The sequence below is a fragment of the Achromobacter spanius genome (genome assembly GCF_039673305.1).
GTDB lineage: Bacteria > Pseudomonadota > Gammaproteobacteria > Burkholderiales > Burkholderiaceae_B > Achromobacter > Achromobacter spanius_F.
On the sequence record NZ_JBDJLJ010000008.1, the window covers coordinates 56,810 to 82,391 of the forward strand.

Below are 25,582 nucleotides of genomic sequence, written 5' to 3' on the forward strand. Positions count from 1 at the left end.
TGTTGCGCCCGCGCGCGTAAGCGACAGCAGAAACTGCTGAATCTAACGCCGACACTGAGACACATGAATAGAAATCTTTCGATAATTACCATTACACAAAGCTCATCCCAAGCTACGTTGGTTGTCAGGTGAAGGAAACTTGCGGCCGGCCTGTGGCTTGTCGTCGCGCTGGCGGTCGGTGCGCACCTAGACGTTAGCCAGCATGTCGCGCAGCAACTTCACCACTTCCTGGCCTTCCGCTTGGGCGGCGGCATCGAAGCCGTCGTTGCGCAGCATGGCTTCCAGCGCTTCCAGCCGCTGGGTCAGCGCGGTCATCTGCATGACGCTCAAGGCGCCGCGCATTCTGTGCAGGATTCTGGAAAGCAGACGATGGTCGTCAGTCACCAGGGCGCGCTGCATTTCGGCGACGTCAGCCTCCATCGTGCTGACGAACAGGTCGCGATATTTGGCCGGCACGGCAGGAGCCGGCTCGGGTTCGCCTGCTGGCTCAGGCATGGCTTCGCCGAATTCCGGGGAAGGCGGGCAGCTGCCGCCGAGGTGATGGCGCAGTGTGCTCAAACCGATCGGCTTGACGAGCCAGGACGTCATGCCTGCATCCAGGCAGCGTTCCTCTTCCTCGCGCATGGCGTTGGCCGTGACGCCGATGATGGGGACGTCTGCGTTCATGGATCGCAATTCGCGCGCAAGCTCGTAGCCATTCATTCTAGGCATGTTGACGTCGGTCAGAACCACGTCGTAACGCGACAGGCCCCAATACATGAGTGCCTCTGCGCCATCCGACGCCACCGTGACATCGCAGCCCAGTTGCTCGAGCTGATGCTGTAGGGTCGCCTGATTGATGGGGTTGTCTTCCGCCACCAGCACCGACAGACCCAATGGCGCGAAGGTGCCGTTTCCGGCGGTGGGCATCACCGAGCGCTCGCCCCGCACCGCGGCCCGGATGCCCGCCGAAATGTGTTCGACGCTGGCAATGACCTTGATGGTGCGTTCGGACGCCTGCTTGTCGGTGGCGCTCGCCTGCACGTGGTGCCCGGCCCAACCCAGAACGTCGATATGGCTGTCGTACAGCACATCGACCAGCACGTCGCCGGGTGTTGCGTCAGGGAGCGGAGAGGGCGCCGCGGCCGCCTGTGCGCCCCAGCGCTTGAGCCAGAGGCAGATGTTGTCGGTCAGCTCGTGATGCGGGCTGCGGACAAGGACGTTGATGCCGCTCAGGTCCGGGGGGAACTGCGGCTGGCCTTGCGCAACCTGCAGCGGCAGGTCCAGCGAAAAGCTGCTTCCCAGGCCGAGTTCGCTGGTGACGCGTATTTCGCTGCCCATGAGCTTGGCCAGGCGGGCGCAGATGGACAAACCAATCCCTGTGCCGCGAACCGTGTGGGAGCTGCTATTGATCTGATAGAACGGAACGAACAGGCGAGCCTGTTCGTCTTTGGCAATGCCGATGCCCGTGTCGACGACCTGAAGAACCAGATGCGTCTTGTCCGCTTGCACCTTTGCTACCGTCAGTCGCACGATCACGTGGCCTGAATCGCTGAATTTGATGGCGTTGCTCAAGAGGTTGCTGAGGATCTGCCGAATGCGCACGGCATCGCCCGTCATCCATTCCGGCACCGCGACGTCGACGCAGGAGAACAGCAGCAATCCCTTCTGGGCCGCCGTCGCGGCGTACGAATTGGTGCAGCTTTGCACGAGGTCTCGCGGATTGAAATCGGTGGATTCCAGCACCAGCTGCCCGGTCTCGATCTTGGTGATGTCCAGGATGTCGCTGATGAGCTGCTGCAGGATCGCAGATGAACTCTGCATGCGTTCCAGGTGCCGGCGCTGATCGCTGTCCAGTTTGGTCAGGCCCATCAATTCCAGCGTGCCCAGCACCCCGTATAGCGGCGTGCGGATTTCGTGGCTCATTGTGGCAAGAAAGGTGGATTTGGCCTCGCTGGCTTTGTCGGCTTCGCGCTTGGCGTCAGCCAGGGTCTGTTCGATGGCGGCGCGGGCGCTGATGTCGGCGAATGCGCACAGCACGACGTCCTGGTCGTTGTATCGGGTTGGCGCGTAGGCGGCATAGAGCGGCCGGCCATCCTTCGCCTGCAGGCTGGCGATGGTGTCGGGGCCGGTGGCGCTCAGCACCTGGCGCAGGAACAGATTCGTATCGGGCGAGTTGTCCAGCTGCCGGCCGGCTTCCGCGCCCAGCCACTGAAGGGCCAGGCTGTTGCCGAATACGACCTCGCCGGCGGGGCGGGAAAGCACGCATAGCGCCACGGGCGCGGTTTCAATCAGGGTGCGACCGAACTCTTCCTTTTCGACGATCTCGCGCTGGGCGTCCAGCGCCGGCGCGATGACCCGACGGCTGTACCAGCGCGAGGAAACGATGCCCGTGCCCAGGCTCAAGAGCAGCAGCAGGCCCGCGACCACGGGCAGCCAGAGGTTGTCCTGGAAAAACGCGCCGTAGCTTACCCTGTACACGCCGGCCCACACACCCGAGGGATCCGTGATGCGCAGCACGATGCCTTCGGCCATGTACCTCAGCCCGTCTTGCGCCAGGCGGGGAGCGGGCGCCTCGCCAAGCAGCAAGCCTTCGTCGCGATGGAACAGCCAGAACCCGCCATGCAGCGGGCGCCGCATGGTTTTTTCAAATATATTGATCCGCTGATGGTTGAATTGGGTGGCCGCATAGACGGCGGACGTCGCGCCGGGTGCGCTGCTCCAGACGGCCTGCGGCATATCCGCGTAGATCAGGCCCAGCATGCTGCCGGGCAGCGTATTGGTCCGGAACCAATGCACCCGGTTGTAGGCCGCGGGTTCCGCGCGGCCCGGGACGTCCAGGTCGATGAGCCGCTGGTGCGCCGCCCGCAAACGCCGCAACTCCCCCCGTACCGAGTCCGTGACCGCCAGGAATGTCGGTGTGGTCAGCCTTTCAAAGCCGGAGGCCGCGTCGACCGCGGGAACACTCATGCTGATGCTGTCGGCTTCGTTTATCAGGAAGATGGTCGCGGCGGGGTAATAGGACGCCGCCCAGAAGCTGGAATAGAAATCGGCGAGAAACCCGCCCAGATCGGCCAGCCTGCGGCCGGCCGTGGGGCAATCGGAGGAATCCTCGCACGCCAGCGAGAACGGCATTTCCGCATTCGAACGCTGCCCTTCGAAAACCTGCATACCGTAGCGTTCCGGCACGGAGCCCGTCCGCAGGGCAACGTCTGACTGTTCGCTTTCGACGGGCAGGGCCGCGCTTTGCGCGCGAAGCCTGCCGAGGAACTGCTCCTGGGCGTGGATGTAGCCGACCAGGATGGAGAAATCCAGGTTCAGCCTTTCGCGCTCCTGCTCGACGATGCGGTTCAGCCCCCAGTAGAGCGCGCCCACCAGCACCACCGCAAAGGGGAAAATGCCGAACAAGGCAAAATTCAGCCAGCGCGACGTGCGCGTGATTCTGGCGAAGGGCGTATCCTGCTTGCGCATGGCCAACGTCTCAGGACTGAGGCGGATCCATGGCCTGCCGCTCCATGGCCAGCAATTGGCTGAACCCGTCCACGTCGACGGCAGCTGAAATCAGGAACCCCTGGGCGCAGTCGCACCCGATGCGCCGGAGGAATTCGAGGTCCTTGCTGGTTTCGACGCCCTCCGCCGTCACTTGCAGACCCAATTGGCGTCCAAGCTGCACCGACGACACAAGCGCCGCCGCGCGGCCTTCGTCGTTGGCGGCGCCGCTGACGAAAGCACGATCGATCTTCAGCTCGGTGAATGGCGTGGAAATCAGGCTGTACATGGAGCTGTATCCTCTGCCAAAGTCGTCTTGCGCCAGGCCGAAGCCCTTCAAGCGCAGCCGGCTCGCTCCCATATAGTATTGGCCTTGTATGGTGGTTGTCTCGTCTTCAAGCAGTTCGAAGGAGATTTCAGGCGGCGCAACGCCCTTGGACAGAACCATTTTCTCCAGGTCGTCGGGCAGGTCCGGGTCGTCCAGGAGCTGGGTGGGAAGGTTGACCGATACGGGCATCCGGTATCCCTGCTGGCGCCAGCGTAGATGCGCCTGCAGGGCGTCTTCGAGCATCTTGAAGAGCAGGGTCCTGTCCAGGCCGTGCCGACGCACGGCGGACAGGAACGAGCCCGGCAACATGAAGCCAAAATCAGGGTGTTGCCACCGGACCAGCGCCTCGGCGCTGACAATCCGTCCGCTTGCCAGGGCTTTTTTGGGCTGAAACCATGCCTGGAGGTGCCCTTGGCCGAGGGCGCGCTCAAGTGATCCGCGGTCGAATACGGTGCCGGCGTCAGTCCGGGGTACCGGTTTTGCAGGTTCGGGATGGCTTTGGCGAAGTTGGCTGGAGAGTTGCCGGACGTGATCGGAGGTCAGCGGCTTGGAGAACGTGCCGAGCACTGCCAAGCCCTTTTCCTTGGCCATCAGTGCGACGCTGTTCATGATCCGGCGTGGACACGCCGAGACGATCGCCAACATGGGGTTGTGATGCAGCTTGGCGAGACGGTCGATGAACTGAACGCCGTCCATGCCCGCCATGTTCAGGTCCATCAGGACCAGGTGGTAGGCCTGAAGCCCGATCTTATCCAGGGCCGCCTCGGCGGAAGGCGCAACGTCCGCCTCGGCAAACCCCGCCGACTGCAGCAAATCCGCCAAATGCACGCATTGGAACGGATGATCGTCCACGATCAGGATCCTGTAGTCGGACAACTTCTTCATCATATGACTTCCTTAAGGGCAATAAGGGCCTCGCGCAGGGCCGATAGCGGCAATGGCTTGAGCAGCACCGAGGTCATGCCGGCTTCGGTGCAGCGCCGCAAATCGTCCGTGAACGCGCTGGCGGTGATTCCCACGATAGGTCGCGTGTAACCTTGGGCGCGCAGGGCGCGGGCGAAGCCGTAGCCGTCCATTTCCGGCATCTGCAGATCGGTCAGGATCGCGTCGAAAGCCGGTATGTCCGGACGCATCAGCGCCGCCATTCCGTTTGCGGCCATGACCACCGTGCAGCCCAGGTGTTCGAGTTGTTCGCGCAGGATCTGCCGGCTGATCGGGTTGTCTTCCGCAACCAGCACATGCATGTCGAGCGCGTCGCGCGAAGTTTTGACTTCCAGGGTGACCTTGGCCGCGACGCCGTCCTGGGCCAGGCGCACGGCGGCAATGATGCTTGCCAGGCTGTGCGCATTGGCCATCCAGCTATTGCGTCCCCCCTCCAGCCGCGGATGCACTCCGTGCGGCTGGGCGATGACGCGGGCTCCGTTCCAGGCCGCCGGATGGGCATCGCGCGGCCAGGCCTCGACGAGCACGCCGTCCTGGAGCCGGCTATGGAGCGCAGACCGGTATGGCATCGCCACCGCACCCCGGTGGCGCAGCCACTGGCACAGGTTGTTGACCACGTCGTTGACGGCGCCGCGCACGAAGACCGGCTTCGGGTCCAGGCGTATCGCCATTTCCGGATGGGCTTCGATGGCCAGGGGCAGCGTCAGCTCCAGCGACATGCTCGTCCCCAGGCCCGGTTCGCTGACCGCCGAGAGCTTTCCTCCCATCATCTCGGACAGCCGGCGGCAGATCGCAAGTCCGAGGCCGGTGCCGGGAACCGTCTGGGACGGCCCGTTTTCAGCCCGGAAGTAGGGCTCGAAAAGCTGCGCGTGGAATTCCGGGGAAATGCCCATGCCCGTGTCCGCGACCTGGAATTTCAGGGTGGCGGCGCGAGCATCGCGCTGCATGACCTGCAAGCGCAGAACGATGTGGCCCGAACTGGTGAATTTGATCGCGTTGCTGACAAGGTTGTTGAGGATCTGGCGCACGCGTGTCACGTCGCCGACGACGGCGGCAGGCGAAGACACGTCGGACAGGGCATAAAGATGCAAGCCCTTGGCTTCAGCACGCGCGGCATAGCTGCTGACGGCGCTCTCCAGCACTTCAGCGGGCGAGAACTCGGCCACTTCGAGCTCCAGGTGACCAGCCTCGATGCGGGATAGATCCAGGGTGTCGTTGATGGTGCGAAGCAGCGTCGCCGAGGATTGCTGCATGGTTTCGAGGTATTGCTGCTGCTGGTTGTCCATCACCGTGAGGCTCAGCATTTCCAGCGTGCCGAGGATCCCGAACAGGGGCGTCCGGATTTCGTGGCTCATGGTGGCCAGGAACACGGTCTTTGCGTGGTTGGCCGCATCGGCATGCAGCTTGGCCTGCGTGATGGTGCGTTCCACCCGCTTGAAGGCCGTGATGTCGTTGATGCCGCACAGGACGGCCTCCACACCGTGATAGCTGATGGGGGCAAAGGTCAGATAGACGCAACGGCCGTCCTGAAGGACGTATTCGCGCCCGGCGGAACAGTCGTTCGGCGCCAGCAGGCGGGTGAGCAGGTCGGTATCGCCCAGGAGCCATTCCCGAGCCAGTTCATTCGAGAGCAGCGGCGTGCCATCGTTGCGCCGCAACAGGCATAGCCCCACCGGGGCAACTTCCACGAGCCTGCGGTTGAGGTCCACGCTGTCGGCCAGCGCCTCATACTGCTTGAGCGCGGGTGCAACGAGCTTTTTCTTGATATGGCGTATCCCGAGGATCACCGCCGCGAACAATAGCGCCGCACCCGCGAACGCCGCCTGGATGGCGTATGCGGTATCGCCAAGGATCCGGTTGATCGGGGTGAAGTACAGCAGGCGCCAGCCCGCGTCGCCCATCGATTTGTTCAGCACGACGAAGCTTGGCAGCAGGCCGTTGCCCCACCACCCGAAGGCGTCCTCCTTGCCCTCGCGCTGGCCGAGGCTCTGCAAAATGGTCGCGACGCCCGGGCTGTGCAGAACCGGCGCATCGTTCTGGTCGAACAGAGCGTAGCTTCCGCCGCGCAAGGAGGTCAGGTCGATGGCGGCATCGATATCGCCGAGCTTCAGTCCGATCCAGCCCGCGCCAGGGCTGGCGGGATCCACCGGCGTGTAGAGATAAAGCTGGTTCGCCGGGTCCATGGGGGGCTTGAGCCAGACGATCGGGCTGTGGCCGCCCGGCAGCAAGTTCGGATCCGCGGCAGCCAATGCGTGCGCGATCCAGGACTGCGTGGCCGAGTCGATGGGATGATCGAATTCAGGTGAGTGATGCCCGACGAATGCGGTGCGGCCGCTGCGCAACGAGGTGAACAGCAGTTGCGTGCGGGCGAGGGAAATATCGTTCAGGTCGCGCGGAGTGAGGATCAGTGCCCAGCCGTAGACGTTTGCTTCTTCCTGCAAAGGAAAGACCTGGATCTGTTGCGTGTTGCCGAAGTAGGGGGGCGTTTCCGAGGCGGGGGCGGCGTCGACATTGCGGACGGAGGACGACGCAAGAGAGCGCAGAAGGATCTCGCGTTGGTCAAAGAAAAGCTGGGCATTGTAAGCCGCGGCATTCATCTGCCGGCGATAGCTGGAGACGGTATCGCTGAAAGACCAGTACAGGAAAAAAACCGCACCTGCGACGATGCACGCCAACAGCGCTGCTGCGAACAAATGCAACAGCAGCGACGGGGCGCGGGGGACAGACTGGGCGTCTTGCGAGAGAGTCGGTGATTCCTTTACGGGCATGCGCCCATCGTAGGTATGGGCCTATCCACTGGATATAAGAAAGTTTTGAAAGTAGCTCCAGCGCGTGATCTATGAAACGGGGTCGGTGTGGCGCGCTGGGCCGCGTACTCGCCCATGTAAATCAGATTTTTATGATGGGACCGCGCAAACGCCATTTCTATACTGCGCAGCCATTGGTACGACATGGCCGTCGGCTCATTGGTTTCATCCCGCCGCCGCCCCCCCACATCCCGGTTTTCATATACCTGGGCGAGCCCATTTCAGAAGTCTATGAACGCTATCAATTTGGTCGAATCCGCCACGCTCCTCAGCGAGCCGCTAAGAATTCAACCAGTGCTGGATGCAACCGGGGCCGTGCGCGAGATGGCCCTGGTGGGGGGCTGGATGAGCCGGACTCCCACCGGCCTGACCTATGAGGCTTCGGCGGACGCCCTGCGCAGGGCGGGGCGCGTGTTTCGGGCTGCCGGCTGCATGGCGCCGCTGACGATGGACCATCCGCTCAACGTGTATTCCGACATCAGGCTTTCCGAGCAGCTTTGCCACGACCTGCGCATCGGAGCGGTAGCCGGCGATCTGCTGCACGAAATCAGCCAGGAACACGACCGCAAACTGCCCATCTATCCCTGCGCCAAAGTCATCTACAACGTGCCGCTCAGCGATCGGCTGGTCGAAGGCGCCAGCCTGTTCCATCTGTACCGCGAATTCGATCCGGCGCTGCGTATCCGCCTGTTGCCATGCTCGACGAGCGGCGAGGCCATGCAATTCGGGGCCATACGGGGAGTGGGCATCAGGGTCGCGCCGCCGGACGGGATCAGCAGGAGCCGCGTCTTGCAGGAGCGATTCTTCAGCCTGCTGGGGCAGGCCTCGCGCAAGGGTCTCAAGGTCCTGGCCTGCGGCATTACCGCCATCGAAGACTTCAATTGGTTGCGGGCGCAGCCCGATGTGATCTTCCAGGGCGAGGTCCTGTCCATTGCGCTCAGCCTTGAATATGTCCAGGACTGGATAACGGGGGCCGGATCGGAATGGCGAGCTTTCCACCTGGGCGCGTGATTCCGGCGACGTAAAACCGGGCAGACTACCGCAGCCAGCGTGAATGCCGGGAAAACGGCGGCTGGCCAGTTGGCGCACCGGCATGGCGGATCCGATTAAAATCCGCGCATGCTTCCCACTCAAGTCATTCTGGCGCTGCTCGTTCTGCAACTGGCGCTTGCCATCCCGCTGTTCGCCGTCGTCATCCAGCTTCTGCGCTGGCTACACTGGTGCTTTCTGGCCAAGCCGCAATCGCGCGGAGACCGGCCGCAGTTCACCGGCCCTGTGCTGGCACTAGTCTTCAGTGCGCTGGCGGCGACCGACTTCCTGTCGTTCGAGCCCTTCGTCACAATGTCGGCGTTGAATCCCATTCCGGAAAGCGGCCGTGCCTACTTTACCGTGGCCATGCTGGCCCTCGGGGTCTGGAGCTGGGCCTACGCAGGCACGATACGGAACCGCGTTCGCGCAATGCTGGCGTAGCCTGAGCGGCGCGCCGCCCAGGCACGGGCAACCTAGCGCCCGGGATACACGCCCTGGAAGGGTTCGTTGTCGGGTTCTCCAAAACTGGACTGGTGGTAGTTGGCCGGATCCGATCGCGTCGGACCGCCCGAGTGCTGCCTGTCCGCGCCCGAGATGCCCGTCTGGGCGCATCCGCCCAGCAGGAACGCCAGCATCAGGCCGGCAATAGTCAGTGTCCTCATGACACGCCTCCGTTGGTTGCGCACCTGGCGGAAAGGGCCAGACGCCGCGGCAAGCGGCGAGCAAGTAGTGTTCCCGCACAGCGGCTTTTCGGATACATTCGACGGGAGCGCAGTGGCGCACGGAGCGGGCGGCCAGCCGGACCTCATCCACCGCCACCCAGGGCGATAGTTTTGCCAGGAGCAGCGGGTGATCCCACGCCAGACAGTCGATATAGCCCGAGTGCTGCTTGTCATCGTCATGCTATTGGCGCTGATGATCGGCAGCCTGTACGTCCTTCGGCCATTTCTACCCGGCCTGATCTGGGCGACGACCATCGTGGTAGCCACCTGGCCGGTGCTGCTGGCCATTCAGCATCGATGCGGCGGACGGCGGTGGATCGCCACGATTGCCATGCTGCTCATCCTGCTTTTCGTGATCGTGTTGCCGCTGTACCAGGTCATCTCCACGCTGGCGCTGCATGGCGGGGCGATCATGACCGCCGTGAAAAGCCTGCCGGAATATGCCTTGCTGGCGCCGCCAGGATGGGTGAAGAGCATCCCACTGGTCGGGCCCAGAATCGCCCAGGAATGGCAGACGCTATCGGACGCCGGTGCGGGTGGGCTGCTGGCGCGCCTGGAACCCTACCTGACCACCGCCGCACAGTGGCTGCTGAGCCACGCCGCCATCGTGGGGGTGTTCGTGGTGCACATGGTGGTCACGGTCATCATTTCGGGCATTCTGTACAGCCAGGGCGACGTGGCCGCCGATTTCGCCAGAAGATTCTCGAACCGTCTGGCGGGCCCGCGCGGGGTAGCGGCCATCCGGCTGGCGGCGTCTGCAATCCGGGCCGTGGCGCTGGGAATCGTGGTCACAGCGGTAGTGCAGTCCGCGCTGGGCGGAATCGGGTTGTGGATCGCGGGCGTGCCCGCGGCCGGGATTCTCACCGCGCTCATGGTAATGCTGTGCCTGGCGCAGTTGGGCCCGTTTCTTCCCATGCTGGGCGGGGTGGCCTGGCTGTTCCAGAATGACATGAAGCTGGCCGCGGGTGTTTTACTGATCTGGGCCATCCTGGTCGCCATGCTGGACAACCTGCTTCGGCCCCTGTTGATCAAGCGCGGCGTGAATCTATCCATGCTGCTGATCCTGTCCGGGGTCCTGGGCGGAATGTTTGCGTTCGGTATCGTTGGCCTGTTCATCGGCCCGGTGATCCTGGCCGTCACGTCGACGTTGCTGAAAGCATGGATAGACGAAGTGCCCCCGCCGTCCGCGAATGCCGGCGCACGGGAGCTTTCGGGCGATTGAACGCGCCAAAAAGGCCGCAAGCAAAAAGGGCGTAACATCCGTCCCAAGGCGCGGGCGCTCCGGCCCGCTTGTTTGCAACACCCCGGCAATACCCATGACGATGCACCCGTTTTTGCTGCCCGACGGCGCAGCCCACCTTTCCGCTCCCGAGCTTCTGTCACTTCGGCCGGAGGCGGCCCGATGAGCGAAACCGTGCGCCTGGCCAAGCGGGTGGCTGCCGAGCAGTCGTGTTCCCGCACGGATGCCGAACGCTACATCGAAGGCGGCTGGGTGGCCGTCGACGGGAAGGTCCAGGAAGAGCCCGGCTTGCGCGTCGCGCCGGCGCAGGCGGTCAGCCTGCTTCCGGGCGCCCGGCTCGAAGACCTGCGGCCCGTCACGGTCCTGATCCACAAGCCCGCCGGCACCTATGCCGACGACCAGCCAGGATCGGCACGAGACCTTGTCCTGCCCGAAAACCTGATGCCGGGAGACCGTTCCGGACAGCGTTACCTGAAGCGGATGTTCAACGGCCTGAAGCTTGTGACGCCGCTGGAACGCGCGGCCAGCGGCCTGGTCGTGTACACGCAGGAATTCGCGGTGGCCCGCAAGCTGGTGGAAGAAGGCCGTCATGTCGAGCAGGAGTACATCGCCCGCGTGGACGGCCAGTTGACCGACGCTCAGCTTGCGCGCCTGCAGAGAGGGATGGCGTACGAAGGACGCGCCGCCACGCCGATGAAGGTCAGCTGGCAGAATGAAACCCACCTGCGCTTTGCATTGAAGACACCGCCGCCCGGATTCATCGAGTACGTGTGCGAGTCGGCCGGCCTGCGGCTGCAGGCCTTGCGCCGCCTGCGCATCGGACGCCTGCCCATGGCGGGCCTCGCAGAGGGGCAATGGCGCTACCGGCTGGAGTACGAGCGCTTCTGATGCAGGGCTGTACCCGGATCGATGATTCCAATCACAGGCGGACAATGGAACAAATACCTGGCGGCGACATCGCATCTCACAATGCCGGGCGTCGGCGCCTGTTGCTGAACGCGGGCGCGCTCTGCCTGTCGGGCTTGAGCCTGGCGGGTTGCGCGGCGCGCAGGCCCGACGTGCGCAAAGGAACGTCGCCCCCGAAACCCGTGCCCGCGCCATCGCACGCCAAGGCGGGCGCCACCCCGGTGCCCGCGCTCAGGCCCGGCGCGAAGGTCGCCATCGTGGCCCCGGCGTCCGCGGCGGCGGATGCAAGCGATCTGGCCGCGCAATGGCTGGAGGACCGGGGGTTCGTGCCTCAGGTCATGCCGGCCTCCCGCGTGCGGCTCGATGCCCCCTACGAATACCTTGCCGGGACGGACGAGCAGCGCCTGGAAGACCTGCACGCCGCGTTCGCCGCGCCGGACATCGGTGCGGTGTGGTGCCTGCAGGGCGGCTTTGGATCGTGGCGCCTGCTGGACCAGCTGGATTTCGGCTTGCTGCGCCAGCATCCCAAGCCGTTTATCGGCTACAGCGACATCACGGCGCTCCATCTGGCCATGCAACGGCATGCGGGCTTCGTGACGTTCCACGGGCCGATGCTGGCGCAGGACCTGCTGGCCGGCAAACGCGAACCCACGGAATCGCACCTGCTGGCCATGGTTGGCGGCCAGGTCGGGCAGGGCGCCTGGATCGAAGCGCCCCCGCAATCCCGTCCGGTCGAATTGGTGGCGGGCACCGCAAGCGGGCGTCTGGTGGGCGGCAATCTTGCCCTGATCGCCGCGTTGACCGGTACGCCCAACGAGATCGACACCCGCGATGCCATCCTGTTCTTCGAAGATGTCAACGAAGCGCTGCCCCGGGTGGACCGCCTGTTGAGCCAGCTTGCGGCCGCTGGCAAGTTCGACGGGGTGAAGGGCGTGCTCGTCGGGAATTTCACCCGCATACTTGGGACGCAAATGGACGATGCGCAGGCGCAAAGCCTGCTGTATCCGCTGGTGCTGGAGCAGTTCGGCGCGCGCGGCATTCCTGTCCTGGCGGGCTGGCCCAGTGGGCACGGGGATCCGAATCTGACGCTGCCGTTGGGCGCCAACGTCACGCTGGATACCGGGCGCGCCGCGCTGCGCCTGGATCAGCGGATCACCGTGGCGTGAAACGACCAGCTTCAATGTGCCTCATTAATGAGGCATAACACCACCTAGAGAATCATTAATAGATCATCGAAAGTTCCAATTTGTATTATTAATAGCGCATTTTCTGATTCAAAGCGCTATTATTGATTCATGAAAAAGAAGATCGAACCCAGTTTCGATGCGGCTGAAGCGCTCGCCCGACTTGGCGCCAACATCCGGACCGCGCGGTTGCGCCGAAGCGAAACCGAGACCACGCTTGCGAACCGCATGGGTGTATCCCGCGCTACCGTCACCCGGCTCGAACGCGGCGACGGCGGCGTGTCGCTTGCCCTTGCGATGGAAGCGCTGCTGCAGTACGGCTTTGGCGACCAGGTTTTCGCCCTGGGCGATCCCGACCTGGACGGCGTGGGCAAACGCATGGATGCGCAGCGGCGCCCCAGCCGGGGCAGCGGCCTGGCGCCGCATTCGCATCGCGCCGACCCCTCCAGCCTGTAGCGCCCCGGCGTCCGGAAACCGTGCCAGCAAAGAAACACAAATCCGTGGAGAGCGAGCTCTTCGTCTATGTGGACATCCGGGGCGAGGCCGTCCTGGCGGGCGTGCTTACGCTGGACGACTCGGACGAAAACCGCTTCTACGCGGAATTCACTTATGTGCAGTCTTATGTGGAGGATCCGCGCGCCTTTTCGCTGGATCCGCTGAACCTGCCGCTGACCGATTCGAAAACCACCTTCCGTACCGAAAGCCGCTACCAGACGCTGGGCGCCATTTTCGACGCCGCGCCGGACGCGTGGGGCCGCAACGTCATGCGGGTCGACAATGCCGGCGCGCGGGTGACCGAAAACGAGGTGCTGCTCAAGGGTAGGGGCATGGGCGTGGGCGCGCTGTTTTTCAGCGCCCGCCAACTGACGCCCAACATGCGCAAGACCTATCGCCTGCCCGAAGTCAGCCAGCTGGAATCGCTGGCCGGTCTGCTGGCGGATATCGACCAGGGCATCAAGCCCAAGGGGCTCTACCGCGACATCCTGGGCAGCTCCTGGGACATCGGCGGCGCGCGCCCGAAGACGATCGTGCGCGACGGGCAGGGGGAACTGTGGATCGCCAAGTTTCCGCGCAAGGGGGATTCGTACGACCGGCAGCGCGTGGAATTCGCCAATCTGCAGATGGCCAAGGCAATCGGCCTGACCGTGCCCGACATCAGCCTGGCGCAGACGCATCTGGGCGCGGTGCTGCTGACGCATCGCTTCGACCGGGAGCTGCTGCCGGTCGAACGCGGCGGCGGTCCAGTGATCGCGCGGCGCCACTTCCTGAGCGGCGCGTCGCTCATCAGCCCGTCGGTGCAGATCGGCAAGCGCGAACTCGACGGTCCGCGCGGCAAGGCCACGTACTCCTATGCCCGGCTGGCCGACGTGACGCGCCGCGTCTCGTCCAGGCCCGTGCAGGACCTGCTGGAGCTGTACGCGCGGATGATCCTGAACGTGGCGGTCCACAACACCGACGACCACCTGAAGAACGTCGGTTTCCTGAAGGACGACGGGGCGGAAACCTACCGGCTGTCGCCGCTGTTCGACGTGGTCACGCAGGAAGGATCGGCCCGGCACTACCTGCACATCGGGTCCGCCGGACGCGAAAGCTCCTTCGCCAACTGCCTGAGCGAATACCGCCGGTTCGGATTGCGCTCCGAAGCCGCTGCGAAAGCCGTTCTTGAGCGCGTTCTGGACGTGGTGCGCGACCGCCAGCGCTATTACAAGGCGGCGGGCATGACGCCCGATGAGATTGCCCACGTAGAGGCGTCATTGATGGCGTGGCGGCAACCCGGATTTCAGGCCTGATGCGCAGCCTGGACGTCGAATGCCTGACCGCGCGCGACCATGCGCGTATGGAAGTCGCGGCTAAGTTCGCCCAACGTGACCTTGCCGAAGCGGTCCAGCAGTAGCGCCTGAGCCTCCTGGAAAGCGCCGTCCAGCGACGCATTGACGGCTTCTTCCACCAGGCAGCCCGGCGATTCGCTGCGATTGCCCATGGCGAAGATCTCGGGCGAACCCAGGGCGTCGTAGATGTCGCGAAGCGTGACGCCGTTGAAGTCGCAGGAGATGGACCATCCGCCGCCATGGCCTTTTTCGGACCGGACCAGGCCCTGTTCGCGCAGGCCGGCCATGATCCGGCGGATGACGACGGGGTTGGTCTGCATCACCCGGCCCAGGTCTTCGGAGGTCATCGGGCCGGCGTGTTCGGCCATGTGCAGCAGCACGTGCAACACGCCGGAAAGCTTGCTGTCTCTTCTCATGCAACAGATGCTATTGCATGAGCATGGCGGCAGTCAACGCGCCCCGCGTTAGTTGCGCTTCGCGGTCCATTCTCCCTTGCCGGCCGCGCTGCCGCTCATGCTGCGGCCGTTGACCACGCCTGCGTACCGCACGCCGTCGGCGGTGAACGTAATGGCCGTGCCATCCAGGCGCGCCTCGGAGATCGGGCGGGATCCGAGCTTGCCCGAGATCATCTGGTAGTGCTGGTCCAGCTGCAGGGTCTGGCCGCCCAGGTCCCATTTGCCCTGGACCTTGGCCGGAACGATCCACAGCAGCGCCGTGCAATAGGTCTGGCAGTTCTCGGTCACGGTCTCGGAGGCGTCCGGCTCCCAGTCGCCCATGCGGAAGGTGTTCGATACGACGCGCGTGCCTGCCGGCAGCTCCAGGAGTCTGGGGCGCAGTTTTTCGTTGATCGTGGACAGCAGGAACATCGTGATCACGTCGGCCTGGGACAGATCGGTGGTGAAGAGGTCCGCCGCCACGAAGGTGGCGCGGTCCGCCACGCCGGCGCGCTTGGCGTTCTGGCGGGACAGTTCGACCAGATCGGGGTTGTACTCGATGCCCTGCGCGGTCAGGCCGCGCTGGGCGGCCGTGATGACCGTGCGCCCGTCGCCCGAGCCCAGGTCCATCAGCCTGTCCTTGGGCGTGACCTTGGCCATGTCGAGCATCTTGTCCACCAGGGCCTGGGGCGTCGGCACCCAGATGACATCCTTGCCGTCCTGTCCGACGTCGGGCACGTACTCCTTCTTGGCGTTCGCCTGCGCCGGGGCGGCCGTTGCGCCCTGGGCCATGGCGCCGGCCGCGTGGAACAGCGCGATCGCAATCGCCGAGGCCAGCATCGCGACTCGGATCCGCGAGCCGGTCACCGGCAGGCGGGCGGATTGGGAAATCAGGGTAGAGCGTTGCATGGTGGAATTCCTTGGACGGGGACGAGGGAGGAACCGGGGCTAGCCGTGCGTCTGCGCGGGCTTGAGCAGGCGCAGCAACGGGATGCCGGCCGCCAGGACGGCCAGGCCGATCAGGGCGCCCGCGCCGGCGTAGATCGCGCTGGAGACAACCAGTCCGGCGCAGGTCAGGGCGAGCAGCAGCGGGGGCAGGGGAAAGAGGGGCACGCGAAAGGGCCTGGGCCGATCCGGATCAAGCTGGCGAAGGCGCCACACCGACGCCGCCACCAGCATCATGAATAGCCAGAAGACGGGCGCGGTATAGGCCACCATGGTCTGCACGCTGTTTTCGCTGAATGCACCCAGCGCCACCAGCGCGAGCGTGATCAGGCCCTGGACAAGCAGCGCGCTGACCGGCGTTTCGTTGCGGGCGCTCCACCCCGACAGCGCATGCAGGCGCGGCACGTCGCGACCCAGCGCGTAATACACGCGCGCGCCGGTGATGATGGTGCCATTGATCGTGCTCAGGGCCGTGGCGCAGATCGTCAGGCTAAGGAAGGCTGCCGCGTAGGGGCCCGCGGCCAGCTGCATCACTTCGGCGCCCAGCGCGGGCGTATCGCGCAAGCCCTGAAGGCCGAAGATCTCCAGCAATGCGAGGTTCGTCAGCACGTAGGCGCCGGTCACCACTGCCGTGCCGATGAGCAGCACCCGGCTCATGTTGCGCGCCGGATCCCGCAGTTCGCCACTGAGATAGGCGGCCTCGTTCCAGCCGCCGTAGGTCAGCAGCACGAACACCATGCCCATGCCCAGCAGGCCGGCGGGATGACCCGTCAGCGGCATGGGTTCGGCGGTGTTCAGCGGGCCGCCCCCCGAGGCGGAGAGCGAGGCCACCAGCACCGCGCCCAGCGCAAACAAGGTCAGCACCGTGAATACCCACTGCAGGCGCTTGGAGTAGCGGGTCCCGATCACGTTCAACCCGGTCAACACCACGACCGAGATGGCTACGTGCGCCGCCGGTCCGTTCGCGCCCAGAGGGAGCAGGCGCTGGGCATAGTCGCCGTAAATGAAGGCGACAACAGCGATGGCTCCCGTCTGAATGACGGAGCAGCGGGCCCAGGCGAACATCAACCCAACTCGCCGGCCCCAGGCGCGTGTGAGGTACAGGTATTCGCCTCCCGCGCCGGGGTAGGCGGAGCCAAGCTCCGCGTAGCACAGCGCGCCCACCAGCATGACGAGTCCGCCCGCGCACCACAGGGCGATGTACATGCTTTCCGAGGCAGCGTGCTGCGCCACCAGGGGCGGAAAGCCGAAGATGCCGATGCCGATGACCACGCCGACCAGGACCATGGTCGCATCCATGACCGACAGGCCCGTGGTGGCGGGGCGCCCATCCAGGGTGTCCGGGACGCTGCTCATGGCTGCGCGCGCCCGAGGCATTGCGGGGCGTGTGCGGAAACTCCGTCGGGGATTGTTCTAGCGGGAGGGCGCGCGGTCGGGGTGGACACTTTCGCGGATGGACGCGGGTGGAGCAGGGACATGCGATTCTCCCGGGTGGACGCGCTGAGGGCGGTTCAGGACTTAAATGTCGGCATATGCTGACAATAGCCTGAACATAAAGCGACCTCGTGGGAGATGGGAAAGTTCCGCAGGGTTTTCCTGGGGGTGACTCGTGACCAGGCATGCGCAGAGGGACGTTACGTCCCAACAAATCTAATTGAACCTCTTAGAGTTCATCTGTATATGCTTGATTAATAAGCGATAATCATCAAAATAAAAAGGCCATACTTAAAGTAAAACTTTAAGTATGGCCTCTTGAAAAAAGCTCGCGAGACGTGGGTTTGGCTACCCCAGGTACTGCCTGACCCAGCGCGCCGAACCGGCGGGCAACGCAATATCCCTAGCCACCGCGCCTGCCGGCTTGCACAGGTAGACCGAGCACGTCGCATAGCTTCCGCCCGCCAGCGCCAGCAACAGGAGGGGACGCGAGAACTCCAGCGGGAACGCCTGCAACAACGGCGCAACGACGCGCTCGGCGTGCCCCATGGCGAAGGCGTCGCGCAGCAGCTTCAATGCCACGCCGTAGAGCCAGGACGCGATGGCGCCGCGTCCCTGCCCGCGGTAGGCGTCGGCGCAGCGGTGAAAGGCTTGGGCATGCAGCGGATCCGTCATCCGCATCTGCTCTCCCAGCAGCTGTTCCAGCCGCCCGGAATGCAGGTGCACCAGATCCCGCAGCTGCACGCTGTTATCGGTTTGCTCCGCGTGGGCCCGAGCCATGGCGGCGGCAGCGCAATCATTCGTCAACCTGATCATTTCCCCTGCAAGACCACATCGTTTGTCGGCCCGGAAGGCCGGGCAAGGCCGCTTCGCCATGGAGCGCCGGCATGGGAGGGATTAGATATTGCGCAGGTATCCGTTGGTATCACTGAAACTTGGTATTTCGCGCCCGCCACCCCGCCGATCCGGAACCATGGGCCATTTGCGCGTTACTCAGCGCGCGAACGGGTTCATCGGAACACCCGACGAGAGGCGACATCCATGGTGGGACTATCCAGCTTTCTATCCGCGGCGGCACAGGGCAATCATGTGCGGCTCGACGACACGGCATCCACCGCGCAGGGCCGCGGCGTGTTTGGACGCTTGAAGGATTGGGCCGTCAGCCTGCCCGGCGGCAAGGGGGCGCAAGCCGTCAAGCAGGACAACCTGAAAGCCACCAGCGTGTTCGCGCAGGCGCTGGCCAGCGAGTATGGCTTCAAGGCGGCCGCCGCCGCGGTTGACCGGGTCATCGGCCGGGACTTCAGCGCCACGCTGGACAAGGCGAAGATCGACAAGATGGTGTCCGTGGCGCAGGGGCTGTCCGGCCAGGGCAAGGCGCGGTCGCAGGCCCGCAACGTGTGCCTGAATTCCTGGCCGCGCGAATCTTCCGGCCTGAACATCAGGCGTTCCGGACATTCCGCCGTGGCGATATCCAATGGCCTGTCGCCAAACGCCTGGAGCCACGAAAAGCAGTATGTCAGCTGGTGGCCGTCCGCGAATGACGGTGTCCAGGTCAGCCGCAATCGGCTGCTCGAGAAGCTGCCCCTGGTGGGGGAGTACTTCCACGCCCGTCCGGCGATGAGCGCCCCGGACTACGACAGCGACCGCAGGGACGAGATATCCGAAAAGACCAATACGAACCTGCAGCGCGGCGTGGTGGCGCGCGATGTGCTGCGCACCGCGGCCCGGCTGGAGCGCGACGGCAGCGCGGATCCGCTGGCCGAAGCGGCGAGCGAGCACGCCAGACGCCTGGAGAAGCTGGGATTCGGCGCGGCACCGGCGCGCGCGGACCTGGAAACCGCCGCCAAGTTCTTCGCGCGCGACTCGCAGGAGCTGGTCACCGACCGGAAATGGGGCGCGGCCGCCGAAAAGGTCTTCTTTCCGCTGGCCGGCCGCAACGGCGAACACACCCCGGCGGGGCTCGTCCCTCAGACCACGCTGTTCGGACTGGTGGAGCATGACATGCTGGCCGACGCCAGGCAGCTCAAGGACGACGCCGCGCACGGCCGCATCGGCTATTCCATGTTCAGCACCACCCAGAACTGCGCGGCCATCGCGGCGCGGTCGCTGCAGGCCGGGGGATCGAACATTTACGTGCCGTTCGAGGCCAGCTGGATCACCGAAGACCCCAACAAGACCTATGACTACGCCCAGCAGCTGCAGGGCGCGATAGACCTGCTCAATGACCAGACGGACGACATCAGGCAGTTCTGCGCCGCCGCCTGGCCCGACGCGCCAGCCGACGCGGACGCCGTCCGCCAGTTGCGCGGCGCCCTGTACGAGAACGCCAATGACCAGGCGGCGTATGCGCAGACCAAGCAGCTGGCCTTGGGGATCGCCGCGGATCTGCGCGTCGACGCCCTGCGCGCCGATGTGGCGGATCGTACGAGCAGGATGGATCAGGTCAGGCGCCAGTTGCCATCATTGGACAAGAAGATCGAGACCGTGCAGAAGGCCGTGGACGGCATGAGCCGGAGTCTGAAAGCAGACAACCCGGGCGCGGTGGCCAATCTGGGGAAAAAGCAGGACGAACTGAAGGACCTCCAGGCGCAGAAGGCCCGGCTGGAGACCCGTATTCTGGCGATGAAGGACGAGCGCAGGGCCTTGAAGGACATGGTCGAGGAACGCCAGGCAAATCCGCTGGAGGCGGCGCGCCGCAAGCTTGGCGGCGAAGACGACTACTACGCCCAGCAGCGCGCCGGCCTGTCCGAGGGCGTCTCGGGCCTGGCCCAGGCCTTCAGCGACCGCGCGAACCGCCTGGACGCCGGGCAGCAGCGCCTGCTGGCGCCCCTGGGCGTCGCGGTGAACGCGCTGGAACAGGGCGTGCGCGAAGGATCCGACACCAAGACGCTGCTCTCCCACGCCAAACAGCTGGTGCAGGCCCTGCATGTCGCGATCAACCAGACACCCGCTCCGGACGCCGTCGCGGTGCTGGCGGCCGGCTCCCTGGTGGAGGCCTGCGAGTTCCTGGTCGCCCACGACCACGACCGGCACGCCTGAACCCTTTAACCCAAAGAGAACCCGAGAGAAATCCCATGCCCAGTCCTACCTGCCTTGCCCTGCTGCAAGCCCTGAGCCAAGCCATCGGCATCGACCTGTCCTTCGACGAGCGCCAGCATTGCATGCTGATGCTGGACGACGACATCCTGATCTCCCTGCGCTGCCTGGACGACGACACCCTCGGCCTGTATGGCCTGCTGGGCGAGTTTCCGCAGCCGCGGCCGGCGGCCGACCTGATGCAGCTGTTGTCCGTCAACTTCCTGCTCATGGAACGCTGCGGCATGTCGATCGGGCTGGACCGCGCCACCGACGCGGTGCTCCTGCTGGAGCGCCTGCCGGTGGCCGGCGTCACCGGGGAAGGCATCGCGGATCGGGTCGCGCAGTTTGCCGACCAGGTGCGCAAGCTGGTCGACTGGCTGCGCGAGCGCGACGAAGCCGGCAGCGACGCCGTGGGGGAACTGTCCGCGCTGTCGGTCCCGCACCCCATCGCCGCATTCGGCCAGATCGTGTAGCGGCGCATGGCGGCGTCGCCGGCCGGGCTGCTATGCTGTTTTCACCGGCGGCAATGACCGCCCGGGGACGGGAGCAGGGCGCAGGGCAACCGCAACTCCAGGAGCATCGACATGAAGCTTTCCAAACGCGCATTCCTCGCAGGTCTGGCGCTGGCCACGCTGGCCGGCGCTGCCCCCCCGGCCATGGCGCATCACGGGTGGTCATGGGCCGAGTCCGAACAAATGACCTTGCAGGGCACGGTCGAACAGGTGCAGATCGCGCCGCCGCACCCCATGCTGAAGGTGCGGGCCGCCGACGGCATGTGGACCGTGGAGCTCGGCAACCCCACCCAGACGAAAGAGGCCGGCTTTGTCGAGGGTTCCGCAAAGCCCGGCGACGCCATCACGGCGGTCGGCAACCGCGACCAGGACGCCGCCAACAAGCGCATGAAGGCGGTGCAGGTGCAGGTGGGCGGCAAGACCTACGACATCTATCCCAGCCGCATCAAGAAGCCCTGATCCGTCCGCGGAACAGACGCGATGCCCGAACTGCTTCGGCTCGCCCTCGAACAGCTCGAAGCCATGCCGCCGTCGACCTGGCTGCGGCGGTCGGGCACGCTGTACCTGCTGGTCAACGCCGCCCACATCGGGGCCATTGGCCTTTTGATCGGGTCCATCGTTCCGCTTGACCTGCGCCTGCTGGGCGTCATCCGCGCCGGCCCCCTGGCGGTCCTGGCGCCCGTCCTGGCCCGCACCGCCGCCGTCGGGCTGGGGCTGGCGGTGCTGACGGGCGCGCTGCTGTTTTCGGTCCGGCCCCAGGAGTACCTGCAGAATCCCGCATTCATCGTAAAGATGGCGCTGCTGATTGCCGGCGCGATCAACGCGTGGCTGGTGAACCGGGGCAGGGCATGGACGGGGGTGTTGGACGGCAGCCGCCCGGCGGGCGGATTGCGCCTCCAGGCCGGGGCGTCATTGCTGCTATGGCTGGGCTGCCTGGTGGCCGGGCGCTGGATCGGCTTCCTGTAGTTGGCCGACCGGCCCCATTCAGGGCCAGGCTGCGCCTTGGGCGTTCACGTACAGGGCAAACAGGCATTGACCCGTGACCATGAACAGCCGGTTGCGCCGCGTGCCGCCAAAGCACAGGTTGGCGCAGCGGTCGGGCAGCGCGATGCGGCCGATGGCCACGCCATCCGGCGCGAAGACCATGACGCCATTCAGCCCGGGTCCCGCGCCCCAGCCGGCCCAGACGTTGCCGTCGGTGTCGCAGCGTATGCCGTCCGGTATGGCCAGGTCGCTGGCTTCGACGAAAACGCGTCCCGGATCGAGGCCGCCGTCCTCGTCGACGCGATAGACCAGGATGCGGTTTGGCCGGGAGCCGTTGTCGACGACATACAGCAGGGTTTCGTCGGGGGAAAAGCACAGCCCGTTCGGGTTGCGCACGTTGTCGATGACGACCTGCGTCCGGCCGCTGGCGGGATCCAGCCGGTATACCTGCGTCGGCAACTCCGACTCGGCCTTGAACCCTTCGTAGTCGCTGAGGATGCCGAAGGTGGGGTCGGTGAACCAGACCGATCCGTCGCGCCGCACCACCACGTCGTTCGGCGAATTCAGGCGCTTGCCGCCAAAGCCGTCCGCCAGCACGGTGATCGTGCCGTCGTATTCGGTGCGCACCACGCGGCGTGCGCCGTGCTCGCAAGTGACCAGCCGGCCCTCGCGGTCCCGCGTATTGCCATTGGCGAACCCCGATGGCTTGCGGTAGACCGTCACCGCGCCGCTTTCCTCGTCCCAGCGCAGGATGCGGTTGTTGGGGATGTCGCTCCAGAGCAGGCATCTGCCATCGCCGAACCACACCGGGCCTTCGCCATAGCGGACGCCCGTCGCCAGGAGTTCGATGGCCGCATTGCTGAGCCGGTATGGCAGGAAACGGGAATCCAGCACCTCGATGGCGGGATCGGGATAGGTTTCGCTAGGCTCCCACATGGCATCTCCCTGGGCGGCAAGCGGCCAGCGTCGCCGGCCCCATGGGGACTGTCCATCGTTCTGGCGGGCGATGCCGCCGAGTCCCCGGTTCCTTATAACCCCGCCAGCGATGTTCCGGCAGGGGTGCAGAGCAGCACGAAAGCCGCCACGTTCACCCCGGCCGTCAGCCAGAACACCGCCCGAAAATCCGCCTTGACGGACTTGTGCCGCAGCCACTGCTGGCCGAGCAGCGCCCCGGACCAGCCGCCGGCCAGGGAAAGCAGGTGCAGCGTTCGCTCGCGGATGCGCCGGCGCCCGGCCCTGGCCGCGGCCTTGTCGATGGCGTACATGGCCAGCGTCAAGCCGCTCAGCGCCAGATAGGCCAGGCCCACCGGGCCGGGCGCGGCCCATTTGAACCAGGCCAGCACGTACAGGCAGACGAATGCGGGGATCGGCAGCAGCTGCGCGCCGAATCGCGCTTGGGCCATGGGATAGTCCGGAACGGGTTGCGAAGCCGCCATTGCAACACAGCCGGGCGGGGTGGGGCGGCGGCCTTGGCTGGGTTTCCACCAAGTGGCGCGCCGGGATCGCGGTCCCGATAATGAATTGCGTTGAAGGGCGCGGTCTGCCCGCGCCCGTGCTGCCGACAGGCATCCAACACCGCCGAGACGTCCGGAGGCCGCCATGTCATCCCGTCTACTCGTGTTCACGCTGTGCGCGGTTCTGCAGCTTTTCCAGGCGGGAATCTCGCTGGCCGCCGACACCCGCCCTCGGGGCGACCCGCTGGCCCTGGCCTATAACGTCAAGCCCTGGACAGGCGACCTGGACGGCATGATCCAGCGGCGCCAGGTGCGGGTGCTGGTCCCGTACAACAAGACGCTGTATTTCCTGGACAAGGGCGGAACCCAGCGCGGCATCATCGCGGACATGATGACGGCCTTCGAGAACGACCTGAACACCCAGCTGAAGAACAAGAACATCCGGGTGTATGTCGTGTTCCTGCCGACGTCGCGCGAGCGCCTGATCCCGGACCTGCTGGCGGGCAAGGGCGACATCGTCGCCGCCAACCTGACCGTCACCGAGGAACGCCGCAAGCAGGTCGATTTTTCCTCGCCGCTGGCGAGCGGCGTGCGGGAGCTGATCGTGGCGTCGCCAGGAGCGCCCGAACTGAAGTCGCTGGACGACCTGGCGGGCCAGGAACTCTTCATCAACCCGGCCACCAGCTACTACGCCAGCGTCAAGGCGCTGAACGCGAGCCTTCAGGCCAAGGGCCTGAAGCCTGCCGTCATCCGCGACGCGCCCGGCATCTTCGAGACCGACGACATCCTGGAAATGGCGAGCGCGGACTTGATCAAGTACACCGTGGCCGACCGCTACCTGGCGCTGTTCTGGAAGCAGATCTTTCCGCAGATCCGGGTCTACGAGAACCTGGAGGTGGATTCGGGCAGCGACATTGCGTTCGCCTTCCGGAAGGATTCTCCCAAACTGGCCGCCATGCTCAACCCCTTCATGGAAAAGAACCGGATCGGCACGTCGTTTGGCAACCAGCAGCTGACGAAATACCTGAAATCGGTGAAATGGGTCAAGAGCGCGACAGACCCTGGCGAGATCGACAAATTCCATCGGCTGGCGGAGTTCTTCCGCAAATACGGCGACCAGTACAACATCGACTGGCTGCTGATGATGGCCCAGGGCTACCAGGAATCGCGCCTGGACCAGAACGCCAAGAGCGCGGTGGGGGCGGTCGGCGTCATGCAGATCATGCCCGCCACCGGCAAGGACCTGAAGGTGGGCGACATCCGGCGCGAGGAATTCAACATCCATGGCGGCGTGAAGTACATCCGCTTCATGATCGACCAGTATTACGCCAACGAGCCCATGACGGATCTGGACAAGGGGCTGTTCGCGTTCGCCGCCTACAACGCCGGCCCCGGCCGGATCAGCCAGCTGCGCAAGGAAGCCGCGGCCAAGGGGCTGGATCCGAACATCTGGTTCAACAATGTCGAGCGCGTCGCGGCCGAGCGCATCGGACGCGAGACCGTCCAGTACGTCAGCAATATCTACAAGTATTACGTCGCCTATTCGCTGGTCCGGGCGCAAGGCGCCGCTGCCGCGCAATAGGGCCGTGTGTCCTTACGGCCGCCGCGCGCTGTCGGGCATGTAGATTTGGGCGTAGCCCTCGCGGATGGCCGAGGTGATCTGTTCCATCCGGCGGTCGATGTGACGCTCCAGGATGGCCACGCCTTCGGTTTCGTCGCGCGCCTGCAGCGCTTCGAGCAGGCGGTGGTGGTCGCGCTGGCTGGCCGGGCGGTCGCCGCGGTTCATGTCGATCCAGCGCACGAAGCGGATGCGGGCGTTGACGTTCTTGAGCACGCGCAGCATCTCGGCATTGCCCGACATCGCCACGATGCGCTCGTGGAAGCCTTCGTCCAACTGCACCATTTCCGCCACGCTGCGCTCGCCGGCCTCGGGGCCGGTGGAATCCAGGAAGGCCAGCGCATCGCGGATGTCGGTGTCGGAGGCCCGCTGGATGGCCAGGCGCAGCGCGGCGACCTCCAGCGATTTGCGCAGTTCGTACAGCGCAAAGATCTCCTGCACGTCGAGATCACGGCAGAAGAAGCCCTTGCCGGGCAGGAAGCGCAGCAGGCCTTCGATGCTGAGGCGGTTCAGGGCCTCGCGCAGCGGCGTGCGCGAGACGCCGAGCTCCTTGGACAGCGCCACCTCGTTGAGGCGCTCGCCGGGCTTGAATTCGAAGTCGATCGCCATATCGCGGATGCGCAAATAGACTTTCTCGACAATGCTGTCGCTGGCGGCGCTCAAGGGGT

General features: G+C 65.1%; 23 protein-coding genes. 12 read left to right on the plus strand and 11 right to left on the minus strand.

Features of this window, described 5'->3' with window-relative positions; genetic code table 11:
• Positions 1–186 precede the first annotated feature (186 nt).
• From ABE485_RS09800 to ABE485_RS09810, 3 genes are read right to left on the minus strand one after another with little or no spacing between them, the layout of a single operon-like run.
• Positions 187–3,450 carry a hybrid sensor histidine kinase/response regulator gene (locus tag ABE485_RS09800; RefSeq protein ID WP_346515100.1) on the minus strand — a complete coding sequence of 1,088 codons (3,264 nt, stop codon included), beginning with the start codon at positions 3,448–3,450 and terminating at the stop codon, positions 187–189.
• Between the two features lie 10 nt (positions 3,451–3,460).
• Positions 3,461–4,681, minus strand: a complete 1,221-nt coding sequence (locus tag ABE485_RS09805) for an EAL domain-containing response regulator (protein ID WP_346515205.1) — start codon at positions 4,679–4,681, stop codon at positions 3,461–3,463.
• The gene (locus ABE485_RS09810; protein ID WP_346515101.1) at positions 4,681–7,413 is read right to left on the minus strand and encodes an ATP-binding protein; all 2,733 of its coding nucleotides are present in this window, start codon (positions 7,411–7,413) and stop codon (positions 4,681–4,683) included. Before ABE485_RS09810 ends, ABE485_RS09805 begins: the two co-directional genes overlap by 1 nt.
• A gap of 363 nt (positions 7,414–7,776) precedes the next feature.
• On the opposite strand from ABE485_RS09810, the gene ABE485_RS09815 reads away from it, so the two are divergent.
• Positions 7,777–8,556 (plus strand): hypothetical protein, encoded by a 780-nt coding sequence (locus tag ABE485_RS09815; protein WP_346515102.1) that lies wholly within the window; start codon positions 7,777–7,779, stop codon positions 8,554–8,556.
• 108 nt (positions 8,557–8,664) lie between these two features.
• Positions 8,665–9,015 (plus strand): hypothetical protein, encoded by a 351-nt coding sequence (locus ABE485_RS09820; RefSeq protein WP_346515103.1) that lies wholly within the window; start codon positions 8,665–8,667, stop codon positions 9,013–9,015.
• 32 nt (positions 9,016–9,047) lie between these two features.
• Here ABE485_RS09820 and ABE485_RS09825 read toward each other — a convergent pair whose 3' ends face one another.
• Positions 9,048–9,236: a hypothetical protein gene (locus tag ABE485_RS09825; RefSeq protein WP_346515104.1), complete on the minus strand. Its 189-nt coding sequence runs from the start codon at positions 9,234–9,236 to the stop codon at positions 9,048–9,050.
• Positions 9,237–9,423: 187 nt separating this feature from the next.
• On the opposite strand from ABE485_RS09825, the gene ydiK reads away from it, so the two are divergent.
• From ydiK to ABE485_RS09850, 5 genes are all read left to right on the plus strand, one after another.
• Positions 9,424–10,518: an AI-2E family transporter YdiK gene (gene ydiK, locus ABE485_RS09830; RefSeq protein ID WP_346515105.1), complete on the plus strand. Its 1,095-nt coding sequence runs from the start codon at positions 9,424–9,426 to the stop codon at positions 10,516–10,518.
• A 180-nt stretch (positions 10,519–10,698) separates the two neighbouring features.
• Positions 10,699–11,424 carry an RNA pseudouridine synthase gene (locus ABE485_RS09835; protein WP_346515106.1) on the plus strand — a complete coding sequence of 242 codons (726 nt, stop codon included), beginning with the start codon at positions 10,699–10,701 and terminating at the stop codon, positions 11,422–11,424.
• A 239-nt stretch (positions 11,425–11,663) separates the two neighbouring features.
• A complete protein-coding gene (locus tag ABE485_RS09840) occupies positions 11,664–12,608 on the plus strand; it encodes a S66 peptidase family protein (RefSeq protein ID WP_346515206.1) in 945 nt (314 codons plus the stop codon).
• A 129-nt stretch (positions 12,609–12,737) separates the two neighbouring features.
• Positions 12,738–13,082, plus strand: a complete 345-nt coding sequence (locus tag ABE485_RS09845) for a helix-turn-helix transcriptional regulator (protein WP_346515107.1) — start codon at positions 12,738–12,740, stop codon at positions 13,080–13,082.
• Between the two features lie 20 nt (positions 13,083–13,102).
• Entirely contained in the window at positions 13,103–14,416 is a 1,314-nt protein-coding gene (locus ABE485_RS09850; protein WP_346515108.1) for a type II toxin-antitoxin system HipA family toxin, read from the plus strand.
• Here the strand turns inward: ABE485_RS09850 and ABE485_RS09855 are convergent.
• From ABE485_RS09855 to ABE485_RS09870, 4 genes are all read right to left on the minus strand, one after another.
• Positions 14,407–14,871, minus strand: coding sequence for an Rrf2 family transcriptional regulator (locus tag ABE485_RS09855; protein ID WP_346515109.1), 465 nt, complete (start codon positions 14,869–14,871; stop codon positions 14,407–14,409). The two genes, ABE485_RS09850 and ABE485_RS09855, sit on opposite strands and share 10 nt — an antisense overlap.
• A gap of 48 nt (positions 14,872–14,919) precedes the next feature.
• Positions 14,920–15,798, minus strand: a complete 879-nt coding sequence (locus ABE485_RS09860) for an SAM-dependent methyltransferase (RefSeq protein ID WP_346515110.1) — start codon at positions 15,796–15,798, stop codon at positions 14,920–14,922.
• Between the two features lie 39 nt (positions 15,799–15,837).
• The gene (locus ABE485_RS09865; RefSeq protein WP_346515111.1) at positions 15,838–17,190 is read right to left on the minus strand and encodes an APC family permease; all 1,353 of its coding nucleotides are present in this window, start codon (positions 17,188–17,190) and stop codon (positions 15,838–15,840) included.
• A gap of 426 nt (positions 17,191–17,616) precedes the next feature.
• On the minus strand, positions 17,617–18,012 hold the full coding sequence (locus tag ABE485_RS09870; RefSeq protein ID WP_346515112.1) for a hypothetical protein: 396 nt from the start codon (positions 18,010–18,012) through the stop codon (positions 17,617–17,619).
• A 297-nt stretch (positions 18,013–18,309) separates the two neighbouring features.
• Here ABE485_RS09870 and ABE485_RS09875 point away from each other — a divergent pair, with 297 nt between their 5' ends.
• The 4 genes from ABE485_RS09875 (at position 18,310) to ABE485_RS09890 (ending at position 21,824) form a co-directional block, all read left to right on the plus strand.
• Entirely contained in the window at positions 18,310–20,307 is a 1,998-nt protein-coding gene (locus ABE485_RS09875) for a hypothetical protein (protein ID WP_346515113.1), read from the plus strand.
• Between the two features lie 35 nt (positions 20,308–20,342).
• Positions 20,343–20,819, plus strand: coding sequence for a CesT family type III secretion system chaperone (locus ABE485_RS09880; protein ID WP_346515114.1), 477 nt, complete (start codon positions 20,343–20,345; stop codon positions 20,817–20,819).
• A gap of 111 nt (positions 20,820–20,930) precedes the next feature.
• The gene (locus ABE485_RS09885) at positions 20,931–21,317 is read left to right on the plus strand and encodes a DUF6152 family protein (protein WP_346515115.1); all 387 of its coding nucleotides are present in this window, start codon (positions 20,931–20,933) and stop codon (positions 21,315–21,317) included.
• A gap of 21 nt (positions 21,318–21,338) precedes the next feature.
• Positions 21,339–21,824, plus strand: a complete 486-nt coding sequence (locus ABE485_RS09890) for a DUF6644 family protein (RefSeq protein ID WP_346515116.1) — start codon at positions 21,339–21,341, stop codon at positions 21,822–21,824.
• Positions 21,825–21,842: 18 nt separating this feature from the next.
• Here ABE485_RS09890 and ABE485_RS09895 read toward each other — a convergent pair whose 3' ends face one another.
• Positions 21,843–22,778, minus strand: coding sequence for an SMP-30/gluconolactonase/LRE family protein (locus tag ABE485_RS09895; RefSeq protein WP_346515117.1), 936 nt, complete (start codon positions 22,776–22,778; stop codon positions 21,843–21,845).
• 92 nt (positions 22,779–22,870) lie between these two features.
• Positions 22,871–23,245: a DUF1294 domain-containing protein gene (locus ABE485_RS09900; protein WP_346515118.1), complete on the minus strand. Its 375-nt coding sequence runs from the start codon at positions 23,243–23,245 to the stop codon at positions 22,871–22,873.
• A gap of 196 nt (positions 23,246–23,441) precedes the next feature.
• Here ABE485_RS09900 and ABE485_RS09905 point away from each other — a divergent pair, with 196 nt between their 5' ends.
• Positions 23,442–24,878 carry a lytic transglycosylase F gene (locus ABE485_RS09905; RefSeq protein ID WP_346515119.1) on the plus strand — a complete coding sequence of 479 codons (1,437 nt, stop codon included), beginning with the start codon at positions 23,442–23,444 and terminating at the stop codon, positions 24,876–24,878.
• A gap of 12 nt (positions 24,879–24,890) precedes the next feature.
• Here ABE485_RS09905 and ABE485_RS09910 read toward each other — a convergent pair whose 3' ends face one another.
• Complete coding sequence (locus ABE485_RS09910; protein ID WP_346515120.1) at positions 24,891–25,577, minus strand: GntR family transcriptional regulator; 687 nt, start codon at positions 25,575–25,577, stop codon at positions 24,891–24,893.
• Positions 25,578–25,582: the final 5 nt, after the last annotated feature.